This is a genomic window from Streptomyces sp. RGM 3693 (assembly GCF_050471125.1).
GTDB lineage: Bacteria > Actinomycetota > Actinomycetes > Streptomycetales > Streptomycetaceae > Streptomyces.
This window is the reverse complement of the sequence record NZ_JBMPPQ010000001.1, coordinates 2,294,837-2,312,936: the sequence shown is the minus strand read 5'-3', so window position 1 is coordinate 2,312,936 and position 18,100 is coordinate 2,294,837. Positions and strand designations below refer to the sequence as shown.

Here is an 18,100-nt window from a genome sequence, read left to right as displayed (position 1 = left end):
CGTCAGGCGGGGACGATGCCGAACTCGGCGTCGTCGTCGTGGTCTTCGGGGGTGCTCTGGGGCGGAGGGGTGGCCATGTCGGTCACGCCCCAGGTCGCGGCATCGCTGTAGGGGGCGGGGCGGCCGCCGTACTGGGCGGGCATCGTTCGGTTGTTCCGCTCGTCGCTCAGCGCCCGTTGGAACTGATGCGCCGTCGGGAAGTGGACGCCCGTGCGCTGGAACGCTTTGGCCACCTGTTTCTGTGTGTACTGCGCGTCCAGGGCCTGTTTGCTGAGCTTGACGAGGGCGAAGTACCAGCCGGACTTCTTCTTGCCGGCGTACGGGCCGAGGTGCTGCGTGGCGTGGTCGTAGTACCAGGTGGCAACCTCCTCCGCGGGCGTCTTCCCCTTAGCCGCTTCCCTCTCTTCGCCGGGCTGTACCTGCGTGTCCGTGGCGCCGTTCGTCGGCTCTCCGCTCTCCTTCTTCGCCGCGGCGCGGGCCGCAGCCGGCGGGGTGGCGCGCGGCTTCTTCTTCGGCTTCGGCTGCAGTTCGGGGTCGGCGGCTGCGCCGTCGTTCGGCGCCGCGGCGGGGGCGGCTGGGCCGGGTGCGAAGCCATCGGGGCCGAGGCTGCCGTCGGCGTAGCGAACGCGGAAGCTGCCGTCCTCCTGCTCCACGACGGGGATATCCAGCTTCTTGCCGAAGGTGACGTAGTCCTGGGCCCACTGCTCGACGGGGTATTCACTGACCGCCGCGCCCATGCCGGTCGTGCCGTCCAGGAAGCGACGTCGCTCCAGTCGGTAGTAGCCGTGAGCAGCGAGTTCGTGGAGGGCCCTACGCACAGCGTCGCGCCCCTCACGCCCCTCGCCACGGGCGAGTTGTTCCGAACGGACGTTCCAGCTGTCGGACTGATCGAGGCAGTACGTGAGCACGCCGAGCGCGCGATAGCTCAGGCGGGTGTCCCGGGCGGTCGTGGACTCGACCTGGACGTAGTGGTGACGGCGATTGCGGCGCACCGCGCTGCGGTCGGTCATGCGGCTGCCTCGCTCGGCCTCTCGGAAAGCAGCCGGAAGTGGGTGTGCCACGTCTTGCGGCCGTGGGCGCCCATCTCGTACACGCGCTGGGACTCGACCATGCCCGCCTCGCGCAGCTCGGAGAGGGGTTCGCGGGCCTGATGGTTGGTCAGGCTGCACGCGTCGGCAGCGTCCTGGACCCTGACCCAGCCCCGGCTGTAGAGCACGAGGTAGCAGTAGAGGCGGAACGCGCGGTCGGAAATGTCCCCGCCAAGCGCGGGAGCGATGTCAACGGTTCTGCTGGACAAGGGGTGATCCTCCGGGAGGGACCCGGCCACTGCACGGGCGGCCGGGCCGTCGTTCGACTACGCGCTGGGCTACTACTGCCCAGGGCGGCAGCCAGGCGCGGCGGGGATCATGGGCACACCGCGCAGCAGAGCGTCGAGTTCTCCGTTGTGAAACGCCTCCAGGACGGCGTCCTGTCCGCTGTCCTTCCAGCGCAGGGACACGGTGCCTGTCGGCTTGCCGCCAGGGATGCGGGCGATGCCGGGGATCACTTCTCCGGTGGTCTCGTCGACGATGGCGCCGGTCGCCTTGTCGTGCTTCGCGAGCTTGAGCATCTTGTCGCGGAATGCGGGCCGGGCCTGGATGATGACCTCGACCTCGTCGCACTCCTCCGCGTAGGCGTTGAACGCGTCCTCGTCGTCGATGACGTACTTGTCCTTGGAGATCGCCACAGTGTGAGTGGCGACCGCGATGCCGTTCACCTTGACGTCAACGGACTTGGTGCTGCTCTCGGGGTTGTCGTACGCGGCGAGGAGCGGCCCCTTCACGGCGGCGATCTTCTCGTCGATGGCGGGAACAACGTGATCCTTGAACAGCTTGGCGAAGGCCGAGAGCAGTGCTGCGTCGCCCAGGGACAGGGTGGGCTCCGGCGTCTGGTCGACGTCGTCGTGCGACATGCGGGGTCCTTTCTCACCCAGGGCACTGCCCAGGGCTTTTCGGGTCTGTCCTGGGCGGGGTGCATCGGGCGTCGCCTGGTAGTACGTCGATCGGCGAAATCTGTGACACCTAGGCCCAGGTGGCTGGGTTGCTCTCCCAGCCACAGCAAATAGTACAGCACGCGTTGCACTCCGTCTCCGCGTGCACAAAGCTCGCGGTCCGAGTGGGGCTCCCGACCGTCCCCACGTGCTGGAATACCCCTCGGAGCAGGTACCGATGAAGGACCTTCAGATCGGTGATGCCCTCCTCTTCGGCCATCGCCGGATCGCCGTGAACTCGCTGAAGCAGGTGAGGACGCCCAGTGGGGCAACTGACGTCCGGGTGAACCTGGGCAGCGGCTTCCCGCTGTTCGGGGACGCCGAAGAGATGGTGTCGATCGCCGTGCGGCGGACCGACGACCATGCCGCCACGACGACAACCTGACCGGGCGACATAAGCCCGTCGCGGCACCTACCTTCCGGCCCGGCTCGCCCGCTCCTGATGACGTCGTCGGAGGCAGACGGGCCCCGGTGCCGCCCCATCCGGAACGAGGGCAGCGCCGGCCCGGCGGCGGGAGCGGTCCGGCCATGACGGCATGCCCCGCTTGCGAGGCGGGGCGCCGCGGTTGAAGTCCGCGGGCTCGCAGACCGCACCCGCCGCCGGCACCTCGAACCGCCGGAAGGACTGTCGTGACCGAGACCGTACCCGCCCCCCGCTACACCACCTACGTTCCGCTGACCGACCTCGCACCCGCCCCCGGAAACCCCAAGCAGCACGAGGTCGAGCGGATCATCGAGAGCATCGCCACACACGGCTTCGTCGACCAGCCCATCGCCGACGAGCGCACGGGTACCATCCTCGGCGGGCACGGCCGCTGTGAAGCCCTGATCGAGATGCAGAGCCGCGGCACCCCCCTCCCGGACGGGATACTCCTGGACAACGACGGCGGCTGGCTCGTGCCCGTTCAGCGGGGCTGGGCATCCCGGTCGGACGCCGAGGCCAAGGCCCTGAACATCAAACTCAACAAGATCGGTGCTGACGGCGGCTGGCAGCCGCGCTCCCTCGCCGCGTACCTCGAAGACATCGTGACCGCCGACGCCGAGCTGTTCGACTCGCTCGCCATTCCCGAGGACGAGCTGGAGACCCTGCTGCGCCAGGTCGATCCCGAGACACTGCCCGGCGCCTTTAACGAGGGCCAGGTGCCAGCGTTGCACCTTTCTGACGACGGTGCGGACGGCCTGGGCGACGACGGGCTCAGCCCGGACGACGAAGGGCGCTCACGTCTGGTCACCTGCCCGGCCTGCGGGCACGCCTTCACGCCCGGCCGCTGAAAGACGGCTACATGTCCAACCGCCGCAAGCCGCGCCGCCGCGACGTCGGGGGGCGCCCCACCCTGCTGTCCGAAACGGTCGAGGGCCGGATCGTCGCCGCGTGCCGCACCGGCATCGCTGTCGAGCTTGCCGTCGAGGCGGCCGGCATCTCCAGCTCGACCTACCGCCGGTGGATGGCCCGCGGCCGCGCCGAGATCGCCGCAAGAGAAGACGGGCAGACCCCGAACCACGAGGAGGACCCATACGTCGCCCTGTTCGAGAAGGTCCGCACGGCTCGCGCCGTAGCCGCGGCCCGCGCCGTTGCCAACATCCGCCGGGTCGCCGACGGTGGGATCATCACCAAGGTCACGACAAGGAAATTCCGCGACCCGGAGACCGGGCAAATCGTTGAAGAGGTCACCGAGGACCGCACCCCTCCCGACTGGCGCGCTGACGCTTGGTACCTGGAACGCCAACACCGGCACCACTACGGCAAGGACGCCGCGCTCGCCGTCGAGATCACCGGCTTGGACATCAGCGAACCTGCTCAGGAGGAACGCGTCGACCTCACGGCTCTCGCCGAGAGGCTGAACAAGACGCTGTTCGCGGTGCAGTATCCCGACCCTCCCCAGTTGGAGGACGGCCAAGTCATCGACGCTGAGGTGGTCGAAGACTGACCGGCCGCCGCCTCGCACGGCAGCGCGCGACACTACCTGGGGCCAACCTGCACGGTACTGCCTCCCTGACAACAGTCACCGGAGGGCACATCCCCCATGCAGATCATCTCCCGCGCCAAGTGGGGCGCGAAGCCCTGGAACGGCACCCCTGCCACCATCCCTCTGTCCCGCCGCACCGAGTTCTTCGTCCACTACGACGGCGGCACCCCGATCACGCGCACCGGCTACTCGATCATGCGCGCGATCGAGAGCGAGCACCTGGGCAACGGCTGGTCCGGGGTGGGCTACAACTTCGTCGTCGACCAGGCCGGCAACGTCTACGAGGGCCGCGGCTGGTCCCTTCAGGGCGCCCACTGCCCGAACCACAACGTCACCGGGATCGGGGTACAGATCGCCATCGGCGGCAGCCAGGAGCCCAGTGCGAACGCCCTCGCCGCGTGCCGCGCGCTGTACGAGGAGGCGTGCAGGAAGACCGGCCGCCCCCTCGCCAAGCGCGGGCACAAGGACGGCTTCGCCACGGCCTGCCCCGGCACCAAGCTCTACGCCTGGGTGCAGGCAGGCATGCCAGCAGGGACGTACCAGCCAGCCCCGGACCCCGGCGGCTCCACAGGCTCCGGCTCGGCCATCACCCGCTACCAGATCACCATCAACGGCCTGACGTACGGCTACGGCGCCAAGGGCTCCCACGTGACCAAGGTCGGGCAGGCACTGGTCGAGCGCGGTTTCGGCAAGCACTACGCCTCCGGGCCCGGCCCGACCTGGACCGACGTCGACACCCAGAACTACGCCGACTTCCAGAAGTCGCTGGGGTACAGCGGCAAGGCCGCGGACGGAGTGCCCGGCGAGGACTCCTTGAAGAAGCTCCTCTGCTCGCTGCCGGGCCAGGCCACCGCCAAGCCCGTGCCACCGTTCCCCGGCACGAGCTACTTCGGGCCTGGCACGAACAACAGCCACATCACGATCCTCGGCAAGCAGCTCGTAAAGCGTGGCTTCGGGGCGCACTACACGTCCGGGCCCGGCCCGAAGTGGACGGACTCAGACCGCCAGAACGTCGCCGACTTCCAGCGCTCCCGCAAGGAGCTGCGCGGTGTCCCGGACGGCATCCCCGGCCCGTTGACCTGGCGTCTGCTGTTCTCCTGATCCCCTTCTCCGGTCGACCCGCCCTGCTGCGGTCCGACCGCCGATTCGAAAGGCCCCGATCCTGTGCCAGGCGAAACCGTCATCACCCTGATCGGCAACCTGGTCGACGAACCTGAACTCCGCTTCACTCCCTCCGGCGCCGCCGTCGCGAAGTTCCGCGTCGCCTCGACTCCCCGCACCTTTGACCGGCAGGCCAACGAGTGGAAGGACGGCGAGAGCCTGTTCCTGACCTGCTCGGTGTGGCGTCAGGCGGCGGAGAACGTCGCCGAGTCCCTTACGCGGGGTACCCGCGTGATCGTCCAGGGCCGCTTGAAGCAGCGGTCGTACGAGGATCGCGAGGGCGTGAAGCGCACGGTCTGCGAGCTCGACGTCGAGGAAGTGGGCGCGAGCCTGCGCAACGCCGCAGCGAAGATCGCCAAGACCGGTACCCGCACGCTCTCACCGGCGGGTCGTCCAGTCGCTGACGATCAGTGGGCTGGCCCACAGCCGACCTACTGATCAACTCGGCAGTTGAACGCGCCGCGCGGGTATGCGGTCTGCCCGCACGTCGCGTCCTAATCCCTAGGTGCTTGGGGCCACCCAGGCTCGCGGCAGCACCAACAACTCTCCGTCCGAGTCGTCATCCTCCGTGGTCGGGACAACTGGCCTCTTGTCCGTGGCGTCTCTGTTGTCCGCCGGCCTCGGTGCTTTCTCGGGCGTTGGTTGTTCGGTGACTGGCGGTTCGGGGTCGTTGGGTGCCGTGGGAGGCTGCTTCTGCTGCTCAGGTTCCGCCGGCCCGCCCGGCTTCACGGGCTTCTCCTCGATGGGCCTTCCCTCGATCGGCTTCTCGTGGATCGGCCTCCGCTCGACCGGCTCCTCCTCGACCGGCTTCGGGTTCGGAGGCTGGTCGGTGCTGGGGGAAGTCTGTCGAGGCGGCCTGGGTACTTCGCCCTTGGAATTTGGTTGCGAAGCCGCGGAATCGACAACCGCCACGGCCTCGGGAGTGCTCGTGCCCGTGCCCGGTGAGCTCGTCGCTGGCCGCCGCTCGATCCCCGCGGCCAGTGCCACGATGTCGTCCCCGTCTGAATCCAGGAGAGATGGGGACGTCCCATCAGTCATACCAAGCACGGCACGAGCTGCCATCGCCACGGGTCTGTCAAACCCGGCCTCCTGTGGCTCGCTAAGGATCCGGCGCAGTTCCTGTTCGTCTAGGCCCAGCGTGCCCAGCGCAAGCGCAGCCAGCCGCGCGGGGAGCGGCTCGACGCTGCCCATCGGCCGGGCGACAGCCGGAACTTTCGGGGGTGTTGGAGCAGCGCGCAGCAACTTGAGGTACACCTCAAGGCGTTCCTTGTCCGTGCCCCACAGAACATACCGGCCCACGCGATCCATGTTGGGATACAGCTCCACGGACGCGTCCTGCTTCGTCCACGTAGCTGCGTACTCAGTGTCTGCGAAGATGCGCAATCCGATGCGTTGTGAGCCGTACGAGAAAGTGAAGATCGTACTGTCCGGACCGGTGGCGGCTTTGGTCGCCATCACGATCCCGTCAGAGTCGGTGCACTCTGCTTCGAGGTTGTCGATGGGGTTGCAACTGATCTTCCCGGCATTGGAGAAGTCCATGAACTGTGAGTCGACGAACGGCTGTGGCCCAGCCTGGTCAGTCGTAGTGGCGTGGCTCGGGGCCGAGGCACCTGCCACTCCAGTCAACGTGTTGCCACCAGTGAAGTGCCCCAGCGCCCACGCGCCGGCGACTGTGGGCACCAGCACCGCAGCCACGGTCCATTTCTTGCCACGCCAGCGAGGGCGCGCCGAGCGAGGCAGCTCTGTCGGGGGCGTCGGGATTTCCACGGCCGGGGCAGCCTCGACCGGACCCAACAGCTCGTCGAAGTCCTTGAACTCCGCGCAGTGCTCTCGCACCAGGCGCTCAACCTGCTCCAGCGGCAGGTCGGGCATCACCGAACTGACCTGTCGCACAGCGGAGTCGAAACTCTGCGGCTTCAGAAATAGATGACGTTGCCCATTGGCGTAGACCAAGCCCACATCCGTGAGCTCGTCGTCATCGGCCTCAGGGGTGAGCACGATGATTTGGAGTGGAGGTACGGACGAACTCACGACCGCTCTCCGGCGTCAGGTATCGCGCTGCTCAACTCTGCCGATCCCTTTCCTTGCTCCGCAGGATCTCGGCTATCCGAGCCGCCGTCCTCTCGGCGCGCTCAGGAGTGATCGATTCGATATCAGTGAGGACGAGGTGGCCGCCGCCAGGCAGCTCCATCTCTTCACGGTGAATCTCCGGCTCTTCCAAGCCGTCGTCTGATCCCGCGTCCTGACGAGTCTCCTGCGGATTCTGCGCCCGAAGGTACTCGCGGAGCATCGCGTCCCTGGCCCCGCGCACCCTCGCCGGACTGCGCCGGTAGCCGGGCCGCAGCGCACCCGCACTCGCCAGCATCCGTTGGGTGTCCTCATCGTGAGGAATGGGCCCGCCATCTAGCGCCCGTTCCAGGCGCTCGCTCTGGTCAGCGCGTCGCGACATGCGCCCTTGCCTCTCGTGTCTCAACCCGTTTACCAACAACGCGTCTGCTCACTGCCGACGTCAGCAGTTCTTCGACCAATTGAGCAGACGTTTCTCCAGCCGGCATCACTGCAGCGAGCTTACGCAATGACCGTACCGTCAAAGTCCGAACAGCTCCGTCGGACTTACCCATGACTTGCGCTGCCTGTCCAGGGCTGAGCCCATCGAAGAAGCGAAGGGTGAGCACCTGCTGTTGCTCGGGCCGAAGTTTATGCATGCAAGTCGCAACAGCATGAGCCAGAGCACGCCTCTCCGCGTACTCCTCAGGCCCCTGGCCGATACGCGGACGGTCAAGTTCGAGCTGATCAGCGCACAGAACCTCTGAGGCGCGCCGCTGGACGGAACGCAGGTAGTCGAGCGCGGTGTTCTTCGTGATTACGCGAAGCCAGGCAAGGAAGTTCGTGCCAGGCCGGTACCGGCTGATGTTCTGGGCCACCTTCAGCCATACTTCCTGGCCGACGTCCTCCGCGACGTGCCCGTCACGGATGTAGCTCCGCGCCCAGTGGTACACGGTGTCGTTCAGCTCGTCGTACAGCGCCGAGATGGCGTCGGCTCCGCCCTCCCCACCTGCTGCTGCGCGCGCGACAAGGGCCTCAAGAATGTCGGTCACGACGTGATGTCCCCCCAAGAGTTGGTGCTGCACGGATCTACCGCGGTGCCGCACCAGGCCACCTTTCACGGTTCCTCGCAGGAGGACGGTCAACTTCCGGCGCGACGCTGGGGCAGCATAACCGGCTATGTCTGAAATTTTCCGAACGGGCTAGCGATACCGCGCGGCATCAGGCGTGATATATCGTGCGAACACGTACTGGGAGAGCAACCCGGTGCCGAACAAGACCCGAACCGGAAGGACTACGTCCTGTGGCTCCCCCCTTGAGCGCAACCGACCGCGTGCTGATGCTCCTGCCATTCGAGAAATGGATCAGCCTCGGAGCAGCCGCACAGTATGCCAAGATCGACAAAGTCGCCGCCATCAGCGTGGTACGCACCGGCCGGCGTCGTGGCGTCTTGCGCACCCGCGGCCAGGGAGTGACGCAGCAAATCAGGCGCATCCACCCCGCACCGCGCCGCACCAGCCAGAGCTGACCGAGTACCCCTTCGAACTCGGCGACACCACCCCATCTCAGGCTTCGGCCCGATCAGTGCCCTGCGTCTGCCTCCTCGCATTCACCACGCGGCACCCACGTCCGGCTTCCCGCGTGTAACAGATTTCGCTGATCTACGTACGTATCGGTGTCGGACCAGTACGCATCCGGCCAGAACGGTCCGCCCAAGGAACCCTACGCACGAGCAAGGAGAGCCATGCCCCGCGGTGGTTCAAACGCATTGCTGAGTTTCGAGACGCTTGCCGAGCGGATGGAAGTCCCCAAGCGCACCGTGCTCGACAACTACCGGGCCTGGGACATCCCCGTCGTGCGCATCAGCGATCGCATTCTTCGAGTCCGGGAGCGCGACTTCGAAGCATGGATCGATGCCCGTACGGAGTGAACCCAACCAAGGCAGTGAAGCCTTGGCCGGTCGCTCCAGCACCGGCTTGCTGGCTTCCTCCCGCCACAGCCCATCTCCTGTAGCGGCATCGCCGCAAGATTCGACCAAGATTCCGAGAGGCCCCCGTGGCACGAAAGCCCACCGTCTACAAACGGTGCGACTGCCCCGACCAAATCCGCCCCAAGAAGGGCGGATGCCAGCACAGTTGGAGCTACAACCTCACGAACAGTGAGGGCCGTCGTACCCGTGCGACTATCCCTGAGTCCGTCGGCATCACCCAGGCCCAGGCGCAAGCAGTCCTGGACGATATGACTCCAGGTGCGGCGCCCGAGCCCATCGCGGCCAGTCTCACCTTCCAGCAGTGGGCAGCCAACTGGCTCGGCAGGCGTCGGGCGAAGGAGACCAGCGTCGAGAAGTACGAGATAGCCATCCGGTTGCATCTCAACCCTCGCTGGGGCAAACACCGCATCAAAGCCATTAAGAAGGCACAGGTCGAAGGCTGGATCCAGGAGATGGAGTCCAACGAAGGGATCGCCAACTCCACAGCGGACTACCACTGGAAGATCTTCAAGATGGTCATGAAGGATGCCCTTCAGAATGGGCAGATCACGGCCAATCCTACGTACGAGGTAGACGGGCCGTACGTGGGCGAGACGAACGCATACGTGTTCAGCCCTGACGAATGTTGGGCGATATACGACGAGTTTCCCGAGCGCTACCGCCTCATCCCCATGTTCGGTTTCGCCTGTGGAAACCGCCAAGCAGAGGCATTCGGCATATGCGATGAAGATGTCGACACCGAACGCCGCCTGCTGACGGTGCGCCGACAGGTACTCACGACCAAGGAGACTGGCTTCAAGCGCCTCCTCGTGAATCGGCTCAAGACAAGCCCGCGCCTCAACGAGAAGGTGGTTCCGACACCCCCGTACCTCCTGGAGGCGCTGGGCGAGCACAGAGAGCGCTATCCAGCAAGGACCACAGAGGCCGTGCTGTGGGAACACAAGAAGAAGATCAGCGAGTGCAAGCGCGGTTCGGCACGTGCGGTCTTCCAGACACCGCACAACAACCTCATCGACCGAAGCCACTTCAATGAAAACTTGTGGAAGCCCGCGCTGCGGAAACTGGGCATCAAGGACGAGGAGGGGGAGCTCCCGACCTTCCATGACCTCCGGCACACTTTCATCTCCACCTGCCTCCAGAACAGAATCCCCGAGCACACTGTGGCCGCTTGGGTGGGAGACTCCGTCGAACAGATCCGGCGCACGTACAGCCATCTCCTGAGGGACCATGGTGAGACGCACGGGGCAGTAGCTGCCAGCCTGACGGCGCGGCCGAAGCCACCGCTCGCTTGCGATGCTGCATGACAACTGCATCTTGTAACGCACACCTCTAACCTCGATCGTTCATGAGTCCTCGTCGGTGTGCTGACGGGGACTCTGTGTTTGCGAGGTGCGGTCTTTTCGGGGCTGGGGCACGTTGAGGGCCCGGTTGTCGCGTCGGATGGGCGCCGGGTTCCACTTTCCCGGTGTGGTGGTGCGGATCGTTGGGGCGGTCGGTGTGGCTGGTCAGCCGGGGCTCGGCAAGGCATTGAGCCGGTCGATTGCCCGGGTGACTTCGTCGGTCCAGGGCCATCGCATGGTGAAGCGGAGCCAGCGGCGGCGGCCGGTGGTGACCAGCTGGGCGGCGGCGGAGAACAGTCGCAGGCGGAGCTTCTTGGGTTCCCAGCGGCGCGTTTCTGCGGTCAGGGCGAGCATCGGCATCCAGGCGAGGAGATCGAGTGCGAGGGAGACGATCTCCAGCCAGATCCGGTTCTGTGCCGTGTCATGCAGGGGCAGGTTGCGCAGGCCGGTGTCGCGGGCGTTTCGGATGCGGTCCTCGCAGCGGGCCCGCCTGCGGTGGCGCAGTTCAAGGTCGGCGAGCTGGCCGCCTTGGGTGTTGGTCGCGAAGCAGACACCTCAGGGGTCTAACGGGTCAAGCTGCGGCTGGGAGTTGAGTGGGGAAGGCGGTGTGTTCGTCGAACAGCTTGCGGTTCTGGAGACAGTAGTAGAGCTGTCCGATCATGCGGTTGAAAAGGTTGCGCTGGGCGGCGGCGTGCCAGTCTCCGTGGTCGTCGCGGCGGCGTCGGTAGTGGGCCTTTGCGCCGGGTGACGCGGTGATCGCGGAGAACGCCCAGAGATAGCCGGCGTGGTTGAGTCGGTCGTTCTTCACCCATCGGCGGTGGATGCTGGACTTCTTGCCGGAGGCCCTGGTGATGGGCGAGGAGCCGGCGTATGCCTTGAGGCCGCGGGCGTCAGCGAACCGCATGCGGTCGTCTCCGATTTCGGCGAGCACCCGGGCGCCGATCTGGACGCCGAGGCCGGGAAAGCTGAGGATGATCTCAGCGTCCGGGTGCTGAGGGAAAGCTTCCTCGACCGCCTTGGCAAGGTCGTCGGCGGCGGTGCAGGTGGCCTCCAACTGGACCAGGAGGGCGAGCATCTGCTTGCCCAGTGCCTCCTCGATCAGCGGGGGCTGGTGGGCCCAGTCAGCCCGGAAGACCTCCCGGAGCCGGTCGGCTTCGGCTCCGATTCCGCGCTGCCGGCCCGCCCGCTTGAGTGCGGCCTGCAGCTGTGTGCGGGTCAGCCGAGCCACGCGAGCCGGGGTTGGCGCCAGCTTGAGAATCTCGTGGGCTTCCGGGCGGCACAGGCCGTTCTTCCATGGCTCGAAGGCCACCAGGGCGGCCGGGTAGTACTCCCGGAGCAGGGAGCGGAGCTGGTTGGAGATCTGCTGGCGGTTCCAGGTGGCGTCCTGCTGGGCGCGTGCCAGCACGGCGACGGCGCGGGCTAGGTCGCTGTCCTGGGACAGCGGCCGGTGGGCGTGCATGTCGGTGCGGAGGATGTTCGCCAGGACCAGAGCGTCGCCGGGGTCGGACTTCTTGCGCGAGACGGAGTGCCGGTCGCGGTAGCGGGCGGCGGCCATCGGGTTGATCGCGAACACCTGCCGCTTGCCAGTCCGCAGCACTGCCACCAGCAGGCCGCGGGATGTCTCGATCGCGATCGGGATGGGGTTCTCCTCGGTGTCGCCGTATTCGGCGAGCAGGTCCAGCAGGATCTTGTAGCCAGAGGCGTCGTCGGTGATGTGCCGCTTGGCCAGTAACTGGCCTCTGTCGTCGACCAGGGCCACGTCGTGGGTGCGTTCCGCCCAGTCGATGCCGCAGTAGATCAAAATCTTCCTCCTCATGGTGCGTTTGCGCTGGTCACGAGCTCACGCGGGCCACGCAGCGACCTAATCCAAGGACTCAGCCGCATCGGCTGGTCCGCCACCTCAGTAGCTGTTCGTGGCACCAGCTCGCCCCACGGGCCTCGATCTATGCAGGAGCTCATTGGCTCGGGCGTTTCAAGAGGTCACCGTGCGGTGGGCTCGCACCACCAACACCAACGCGCAATGAAGCGACAGGTGTTGACTCGCGCAGCGATCCTGTGAATTCACGATTGCATGGATTCACGGATCTGTGTATCTTCGGTGGTGTGCTGACTCTCGCTCCTGACATCGAGGTGCTGGCCCGGTTCGGCCGCGCCCTGGCCGACCCGATTCGCTGCCGCATCCTGCTCGCCCTGCGCGAAGCCCCGGCCCATCCCGCCGACCTCGCCGACACTCTGGAGATCTCCCGCACAAGGCTGTCGAACCACCTGGCTTGCCTGCGCGACTGCGGCCTGGTCGTCACCGTGCCGGTCGGCCGGCGCACCCGCTACGAACTCGCCGACGACCGCCTCGGCCACGCCCTCGACGACCTGCGCACCGCCGTGGTGGCCGTCGAGGCCGACCGCGCCTGCCCCGACGCGGACGAGAAGGGCTGCTGCTGACCATGGCCGCTGAGATATCGCTATCTCTCGGGCCCTCCCCGGCCCGCCGCGACGCCCTCGCAAAGCGAATACGGCTGCTGGTCGCAGCCACCATCACCTACAACGTCATCGAGGCGGTCGTCGCGATCACCGCCGGCACCCTCGCCTCCTCCACCGCCCTGATCGGCTTCGGCCTCGACTCCGTCATCGAAGTCTCCTCCGCCGCCGCGGTCGCCTGGCAGTTCTCCGCCGCCGACCACGCCGTCCGCGAGGCCCGCGAACAGCGCACCCTGCGGATCATCGCGATGTCGTTCTTCGCGCTCGCCGCGTACGTCACCGTCGACGCCGTCCGCGCCCTGACCGGCACCGGCGAGGCCGAACGGTCCATACCCGGAATCGTCATCGCCGCCCTGTCGCTCGCGGTGATGCCGTTCCTGTCCGCCGCCCAGCGCAAGGCCGGGCGCGAGCTCGGCTCCGCCAGCGCGGTCGCCGACTCCAAACAGACACTCCTGTGCACCTACCTTTCCGCCGTCCTCCTGGCCGGACTGCTCCTCAACGCCACACTGGGTTGGTCTTGGGCCGACCCGGTCGCCGCCCTCGTCATCGCCGTCATCGCCGTGAAGGAAGGCCGCGACGCCTGGCAGGGCAAGGGCTGCTGCGCGGTCCCGGCCGCCACCATCCCCGCTCAGCAGCAGGAGACGGACGCCTGTGGCTGCCGCCCCGGCGGCGACTGCTGCAGCTGACGTCAGCCGTCGCTACCTGATTCGTGGCGGCGGCCCCGGGGACGCTGAACGCCACCGCTCTGCTGTGAGGCTTCGAACGCCCAGTCTGCTTAAGGCATCCGCCCACCGCCCACGTGACCGCCGCTAACACCGGATTAGGTCAGTCGCAGTCCGTCGACGTCGGTGAAGCGCAACTGGGCGCCGGGGTGCGACCGTTCCTTGCGGACGATCAGCCGCATCCCCTTGGGCCACGTGCTCAGGTCGGGCATGTCGGTGATCTCCGCGACCCAGGCGCCGGGCCGCTCTGTGCCGCCCGCGTCGTAAGCCGGTGTCCACGCCTTCTTCGGGATCTTCAGGACGGCCTGGTGGATGGCGTCGGTGATGGTCATGCCGACGGAATACGACAGCCACCGGCCCCGGCGGGAGAGCCAGTCGAGGAAGGCGTGGGTGCCGCCGGCAGAGTCCGTGCGGATCAGTGTCTGCCGGCCCCGCCGCAGGTGTTTGGGGAGTTGGGCCAGGGCGAGTTGGGTGGTGGTGATGTGATCGCTCGCGGTGTTGGAGCCTGCGTTGCCGGGCCGCAGCAGCGCGGCCACCGGCTCTCCGGAACCGGCTTGGCCGTGGTCGACGAACGCGACGAGCGGATGATGGCCGAAGGTCTTCTTCCAGGTCGCGGTGGCGTCCTGCTTCTCGGAGTGCGCAAGGACCAGCACGCCGTCGATGTCCACGATCACGTGAGCGTCGGCGGCCGGACCGTTCGCCCCGGCCAGTTCCCAGACCCGCGACCGTACTTCGGCCCGCGCCGACCGGATCGCGGTGAGCGCCTTCGGTCCGGCTGCGGCGAGGGCGTCGATGAGTCGTGAGACCGTGGGGTCGGACGCCACCGGGCCGAACACGTCGGGCTCGGCCCGCAGCATGGCGACATCGGCGAGGCAGTCCCCGCCCAGAGCGACTCCGAGCGCGACATCCAGCAGAACCTTGCCCGGGTCGTGCACTGCCCGCGGCTTGCGCCACGGTGCCAATGCCACCGATATCGCGGTGTCCAGGCCCACCTTGCCGACCGTCTCGACCAGCAGCACCGCCCCGGCCTGCGAGACCGCCCCGCTGCCACCGCCCTCGACACGGACACGCGGGTACAACCCGATACGCTTGCTCACCTGGAGAGTGCTTCTTTCCGTGCAGCCAACAGGACCCTAGACAAGTCCCATCGTTGCAGGTCAGGAGCACTCTCCGCTTATTTGATCAAGGCATGGACGAGCACGCTCATGAAAGCGCGAGGCTAGTGTCCTCCCTTCCTCTTGGTGACCGCTGCTGGCGGCTGGGGATCAGGCGATCAGGATCCTTTCTCGTTGCTCGGTGTCGGTGGTCACGGTGTTGGCCTTCGGGTCGTAGGTCAGCGTGATGCCCTCGGCGCGAAGGCGCTCGATCGCCTCGGACTCGGTGGGTGGTGTGCCGGTCCCTGGTTTCGGGATCTCGCCGTCCTGTGCGGCGGTGATCCGCATGGCGAGGGCTGGCAGGTGGGGGAGGATGTGGTCTTCGCGTACGTAGGCGTTGCGGGGCCGACCTGGCTCTGGTGTGGTGGCGCTGGAGTGGCCGTGGCTGCAGCGGTAGGCCGCGCGGTGGTAGACCCAGCACGACTCCATCCGGCGCTCGCATACCCCGTAGCGCAGCAGCCCTGCCAGCTAGTACGTACGTCCGGGAGCCGTTTTCCGGGTATCGCCCAGGGCGTTCGTCTCGATCGGGTCGCCGACCGGCGTGCAGGTGCCGTGCAGTTCGACGTACTGCACGGCTGCGGGCGCGATGCCCGCCCGCTCGGCGGCTTGGCGCAGCACCGCGCGCTGGGCCTCGCCGTTGGGCACCGTCAGACCGTCTGTGGCACCGTCGTTGTTGAGCGCGCTGCCGGACGCCATGCAGTAGATCGGGTCGCCGTCGGCGAGCGCCGTCTCCTTCGCCGCCCTGCGCTCGGGCGCGGTGAGCAGTGCGAAGCCCGCCACCAGGGCGGCGAGAACGGCGGAGGCAGGGGCCAGCCAGAGCACGCCGGCGACGGAGAGCACCGCGCCGCCGATGCCGGCGCCGAGCGCAGTGCCGACGTAGTTCATCGATCCGTTGAGACTCAGTGCGACGGTGGCCGCGTCGCCACCCACGACGAACACCCGGCTCTGCTGGGGGATGAACAGCGCGGACCCCATCAGACCGAGGATGAACAGTGCCACCAGGGTGGGCACGAACCAGTGCTGGACCACGGCCAGCAGGGCCGATCCGAAGGTGACGATGCCCAGCCCGGTGGTGAGCACGGTCAGCGAGGAGAACCGGTCCGCGAACTTGCCGACCAGCCGGTTGCCCAGGAAGAAGCCCGCACCGTAGACCAACAGCGCCCTCAGGATCGCGTTGCTGCTGCCCGAGGTGCTCACCCCGACGATGGCCGCGGAGTACGAGGAGATCAGGAACGTCGGCGCGAGCACCAGGGCGCTCACCGCGAGCAGGATGAGGATGCGCGGGTTCACCAGCACCGCGAGTCGCTCGCGCATCGTGGTCGCGGGCAGCGTCATCGACGGCATCGCGATGCCCGCGAGCACCGCGGCCAGCGCGGCCAGCACGACGATTGTCCACAGGGTGCCGCGCCAGCCCCACATCTGGCCGATCAGCAGCCCGAAAGGCACGCCGAGGACCGCAGCGAGGCTCGGCCCCGCACCGATCACCGCGAAGGCCCGGGCCCGCTGCTCGGGCGGGGCCAACACCCCGGCCACCGCGAAGGCGTTGGCCTGGAACGCCGCTGCGCCCAGCGCCGCGACGACCCGGCCCACCAGCACGAGCCCGTAGGTCGGTCCCGCGGCCTGGAGCACCATCCCGACGAGGAAGGCGATCATGCCCGCACCGATGACGACGCGCCGATCCATCCGGCCCGTCAGCGTGGCGATGAGGGGCGAGCCGATCGCGTAGGCGACGGCGAAGGCGGTGGTGAGTTGACCTGCGGTGGACGTGCTCACCGCCAGGTCCTTGGAGATGTCGGGGAGCAGGCCGGGCAGTACGAATCCGTCGACACCGAGCACGAACGTGCCGATGGCCAGGATGACTAACCGCCAGATCGGCGATGAATTCGATGATTCTGGAATCGTCATATCGTGAAGGCTAGTCTATGATTCGATGACGATCAAATAATGGAGGGTCTGCGGATGCCACGCACACTGCCCGAGCCGTCCGTCGACTCGTTCGATCTGACGGTCGTCCTGAGCGCGCTCGCCGATCCGGGCAGGCGCACGCTGATGCGGGCGCTCTACGAGTCCGTCGACCCGATCGACTGCGCGATCCTGGTGGCGCGGGTGGACCTGGGCCTGAGCAACCCGACCATCTCCCACCACTACCGGGTCCTGCGTGAGGCGGGCCTGACCAGGACGGTCGCCGACGGTCGCAATCGGGTGGTTCGCGTACGCCGCGAGGACATGGAGCACCGCTTTCCCGGCCTCCTGCAGGCGATCCTCGGAGCCTCCGAACGATCCGAGGGCGCAGGGGAGGTCCGGGAAGAGCGGGCGTGAGCTCCGGTCATTCGGCAGACGCGGCTCCGGCCCATTTCCGCGTGGTGGAGACCACCGTCGAACCATCGACGTCTGCCAGCTTCTCGGTCACGAACTCCTTCGCGAACTGCGAGGTCTGGACGCGGAACGGCGGCACCGGATCGGTCAGCACGCCCAGCGCGGTCATGGCGACCTCCTCCGGAGACTGTGCTGACGCGAACATGCTGGGGATGTGCTCCAGGTAGTTGCGGAATGCGGGCGCGTAATCGCCCGCGGTGGCCAGCATCGCGGGGCGGTCCAGCGCGATGTTGTCCACGAAGGACGACAACACCGGTCCAGTGCCGCCACCCGACACCTGAACACGCGGGTAGGACCCGCTACGACTCTTCACTTGAAGGGTGCCTCTTGCTCGGCGACGTTCTGGACCTAGGCAAGTCCTATCGTCCCAGGTCAGAGGCCCTTTCTGCTTTCCTCGCCATCTGGTGGACAGTCACCTCCGTGAAAGCGCGAGGCTAAGGAGCCGCACGACGCACGCCGCGCCCTCACACGCGCTCTCGTGGCGCCGTGCGCCTGCACTGCGCCGAAGGCTCGGTAGGCAACTCGGCGACAACCCAACTCACCGGACACCCCCTAGGATGCGATCGCCGTTACCGACTCGTCAGGCAGCCCCTAGTGGGCCGCCAGCAACCCCGCGACGATGCCCACGACCAGCACCACGCCGAGGCCCAGTGCCACGCGCTTGGGATCCACTCCCGTGGAATGGCCTGATGGCCCACGGTGCCGGAAGAAGGGGATCCAGGCGAAGCCCTGCGAGTCCCCGGTGTGATGGTGGTGGTTGCCGTGGTGGCCCAACCCACCGCTGTGATGATGCCCGCTAAATCCACCCCCGTGGTGGCCGCCCCCGCTGAATCCTCCGCC

The 18,100-nt window shown here is 67.3% G+C and carries 20 protein-coding genes and 3 pseudogenes; 11 read left to right on the top strand and 12 right to left on the bottom strand.

Annotated elements, in window-relative coordinates; translation table 11 throughout:
- Positions 1–2 precede the first annotated feature (2 nt).
- The 3 genes from ACO0M4_RS09855 to ACO0M4_RS09845 all read right to left on the bottom strand — a co-directional run bounded on the left by ACO0M4_RS09855 (position 3) and on the right by ACO0M4_RS09845 (position 1,951).
- Positions 3–1,010 carry a hypothetical protein gene (locus tag ACO0M4_RS09855; protein ID WP_430369415.1) on the bottom strand — a complete coding sequence of 336 codons (1,008 nt, stop codon included), beginning with the start codon at positions 1,008–1,010 and terminating at the stop codon, positions 3–5.
- Positions 1,007–1,297, bottom strand: coding sequence for a FaeA/PapI family transcriptional regulator (locus tag ACO0M4_RS09850; protein ID WP_430369414.1), 291 nt, complete (start codon positions 1,295–1,297; stop codon positions 1,007–1,009). The genes ACO0M4_RS09855 and ACO0M4_RS09850 overlap by 4 nt, the downstream gene beginning before the upstream one ends.
- A gap of 72 nt (positions 1,298–1,369) precedes the next feature.
- Positions 1,370–1,951 (bottom strand): hypothetical protein, encoded by a 582-nt coding sequence (locus ACO0M4_RS09845; protein WP_430369413.1) that lies wholly within the window; start codon positions 1,949–1,951, stop codon positions 1,370–1,372.
- A gap of 226 nt (positions 1,952–2,177) precedes the next feature.
- Between ACO0M4_RS09845 and ACO0M4_RS09840 the strand changes: the two genes are divergently transcribed.
- The 5 genes and pseudogenes from ACO0M4_RS09840 to ACO0M4_RS09820 all read left to right on the top strand — a co-directional run.
- Complete coding sequence (locus ACO0M4_RS09840; protein WP_430369412.1) at positions 2,178–2,414, top strand: hypothetical protein; 237 nt, start codon at positions 2,178–2,180, stop codon at positions 2,412–2,414.
- 245 nt (positions 2,415–2,659) lie between these two features.
- Entirely contained in the window at positions 2,660–3,301 is a 642-nt protein-coding gene (locus ACO0M4_RS09835) for a ParB N-terminal domain-containing protein (RefSeq protein ID WP_430369411.1), read from the top strand.
- Positions 3,302–3,312: 11 nt separating this feature from the next.
- The gene (locus ACO0M4_RS09830) at positions 3,313–3,957 is read left to right on the top strand and encodes a hypothetical protein (RefSeq protein ID WP_430369410.1); all 645 of its coding nucleotides are present in this window, start codon (positions 3,313–3,315) and stop codon (positions 3,955–3,957) included.
- A 96-nt stretch (positions 3,958–4,053) separates the two neighbouring features.
- Entirely contained in the window at positions 4,054–5,097 is a 1,044-nt protein-coding gene (locus ACO0M4_RS09825; RefSeq protein WP_430369408.1) for a peptidoglycan-binding protein, read from the top strand.
- A 63-nt stretch (positions 5,098–5,160) separates the two neighbouring features.
- Positions 5,161–5,529, top strand: a pseudogene (locus ACO0M4_RS09820) (single-stranded DNA-binding protein); the annotation flags it as partial.
- Between the two features lie 129 nt (positions 5,530–5,658).
- On the opposite strand, the gene ACO0M4_RS09815 reads toward ACO0M4_RS09820, so the two are convergent.
- The 3 genes from ACO0M4_RS09815 to ACO0M4_RS09805 all read right to left on the bottom strand — a co-directional run bounded on the left by ACO0M4_RS09815 (position 5,659) and on the right by ACO0M4_RS09805 (position 8,255).
- A complete protein-coding gene (locus ACO0M4_RS09815) occupies positions 5,659–7,155 on the bottom strand; it encodes a hypothetical protein (protein ID WP_430369407.1) in 1,497 nt (498 codons plus the stop codon).
- A 64-nt stretch (positions 7,156–7,219) separates the two neighbouring features.
- Positions 7,220–7,522, bottom strand: a complete 303-nt coding sequence (locus ACO0M4_RS09810; protein WP_430369406.1) for a hypothetical protein — start codon at positions 7,520–7,522, stop codon at positions 7,220–7,222.
- Between the two features lie 67 nt (positions 7,523–7,589).
- Positions 7,590–8,255: an RNA polymerase sigma factor gene (locus ACO0M4_RS09805; RefSeq protein WP_430369405.1), complete on the bottom strand. Its 666-nt coding sequence runs from the start codon at positions 8,253–8,255 to the stop codon at positions 7,590–7,592.
- Positions 8,256–8,518: 263 nt separating this feature from the next.
- On the opposite strand from ACO0M4_RS09805, the gene ACO0M4_RS09800 reads away from it, so the two are divergent.
- From ACO0M4_RS09800 to ACO0M4_RS09790, 3 genes are all read left to right on the top strand, one after another.
- A complete protein-coding gene (locus tag ACO0M4_RS09800) occupies positions 8,519–8,731 on the top strand; it encodes a hypothetical protein (protein WP_430369404.1) in 213 nt (70 codons plus the stop codon).
- Positions 8,732–8,878: 147 nt separating this feature from the next.
- A complete protein-coding gene (locus ACO0M4_RS09795; RefSeq protein ID WP_430369403.1) occupies positions 8,879–9,133 on the top strand; it encodes a hypothetical protein in 255 nt (84 codons plus the stop codon).
- Positions 9,134–9,258: 125 nt separating this feature from the next.
- The gene (locus ACO0M4_RS09790) at positions 9,259–10,497 is read left to right on the top strand and encodes a tyrosine-type recombinase/integrase (protein WP_430369402.1); all 1,239 of its coding nucleotides are present in this window, start codon (positions 9,259–9,261) and stop codon (positions 10,495–10,497) included.
- Positions 10,498–10,698: 201 nt separating this feature from the next.
- On the opposite strand, the pseudogene ACO0M4_RS09785 reads toward ACO0M4_RS09790, so the two are convergent.
- Both ACO0M4_RS09785 and ACO0M4_RS09780 read right to left on the bottom strand, forming a co-directional pair.
- Positions 10,699–11,079: pseudogene (locus ACO0M4_RS09785) on the bottom strand (transposase); the annotation flags it as partial.
- A 25-nt stretch (positions 11,080–11,104) separates the two neighbouring features.
- Positions 11,105–12,349 (bottom strand): IS110 family transposase, encoded by a 1,245-nt coding sequence (locus tag ACO0M4_RS09780; protein WP_430369401.1) that lies wholly within the window; start codon positions 12,347–12,349, stop codon positions 11,105–11,107.
- Between the two features lie 287 nt (positions 12,350–12,636).
- Between ACO0M4_RS09780 and ACO0M4_RS09775 the strand changes: the two genes are divergently transcribed.
- Positions 12,637–12,972 (top strand): ArsR/SmtB family transcription factor, encoded by a 336-nt coding sequence (locus tag ACO0M4_RS09775; RefSeq protein WP_430369399.1) that lies wholly within the window; start codon positions 12,637–12,639, stop codon positions 12,970–12,972.
- 2 nt (positions 12,973–12,974) lie between these two features.
- Positions 12,975–13,694 (top strand): cation transporter, encoded by a 720-nt coding sequence (locus ACO0M4_RS09770; RefSeq protein WP_430369398.1) that lies wholly within the window; start codon positions 12,975–12,977, stop codon positions 13,692–13,694.
- Between the two features lie 137 nt (positions 13,695–13,831).
- Here the strand turns inward: ACO0M4_RS09770 and ACO0M4_RS09765 are convergent.
- The 3 genes and pseudogenes from ACO0M4_RS09765 to ACO0M4_RS09755 all read right to left on the bottom strand — a co-directional run.
- Positions 13,832–14,827: pseudogene (locus ACO0M4_RS09765) on the bottom strand (IS1380 family transposase); the annotation flags it as partial.
- Between the two features lie 168 nt (positions 14,828–14,995).
- On the bottom strand, positions 14,996–15,313 hold the full coding sequence (locus ACO0M4_RS09760) for a hypothetical protein (protein WP_430369397.1): 318 nt from the start codon (positions 15,311–15,313) through the stop codon (positions 14,996–14,998).
- Positions 15,314–15,352: 39 nt separating this feature from the next.
- A complete protein-coding gene (locus ACO0M4_RS09755; protein ID WP_430369396.1) occupies positions 15,353–16,789 on the bottom strand; it encodes an MFS transporter in 1,437 nt (478 codons plus the stop codon).
- Between the two features lie 54 nt (positions 16,790–16,843).
- Between ACO0M4_RS09755 and ACO0M4_RS09750 the strand changes: the two genes are divergently transcribed.
- On the top strand, positions 16,844–17,203 hold the full coding sequence (locus ACO0M4_RS09750; RefSeq protein WP_430369395.1) for an ArsR/SmtB family transcription factor: 360 nt from the start codon (positions 16,844–16,846) through the stop codon (positions 17,201–17,203).
- Positions 17,204–17,210: 7 nt separating this feature from the next.
- Here the strand turns inward: ACO0M4_RS09750 and ACO0M4_RS09745 are convergent, their stop codons facing one another.
- Positions 17,211–17,498: a hypothetical protein gene (locus ACO0M4_RS09745; RefSeq protein ID WP_430369393.1), complete on the bottom strand. Its 288-nt coding sequence runs from the start codon at positions 17,496–17,498 to the stop codon at positions 17,211–17,213.
- Positions 17,499–18,100: the final 602 nt, after the last annotated feature.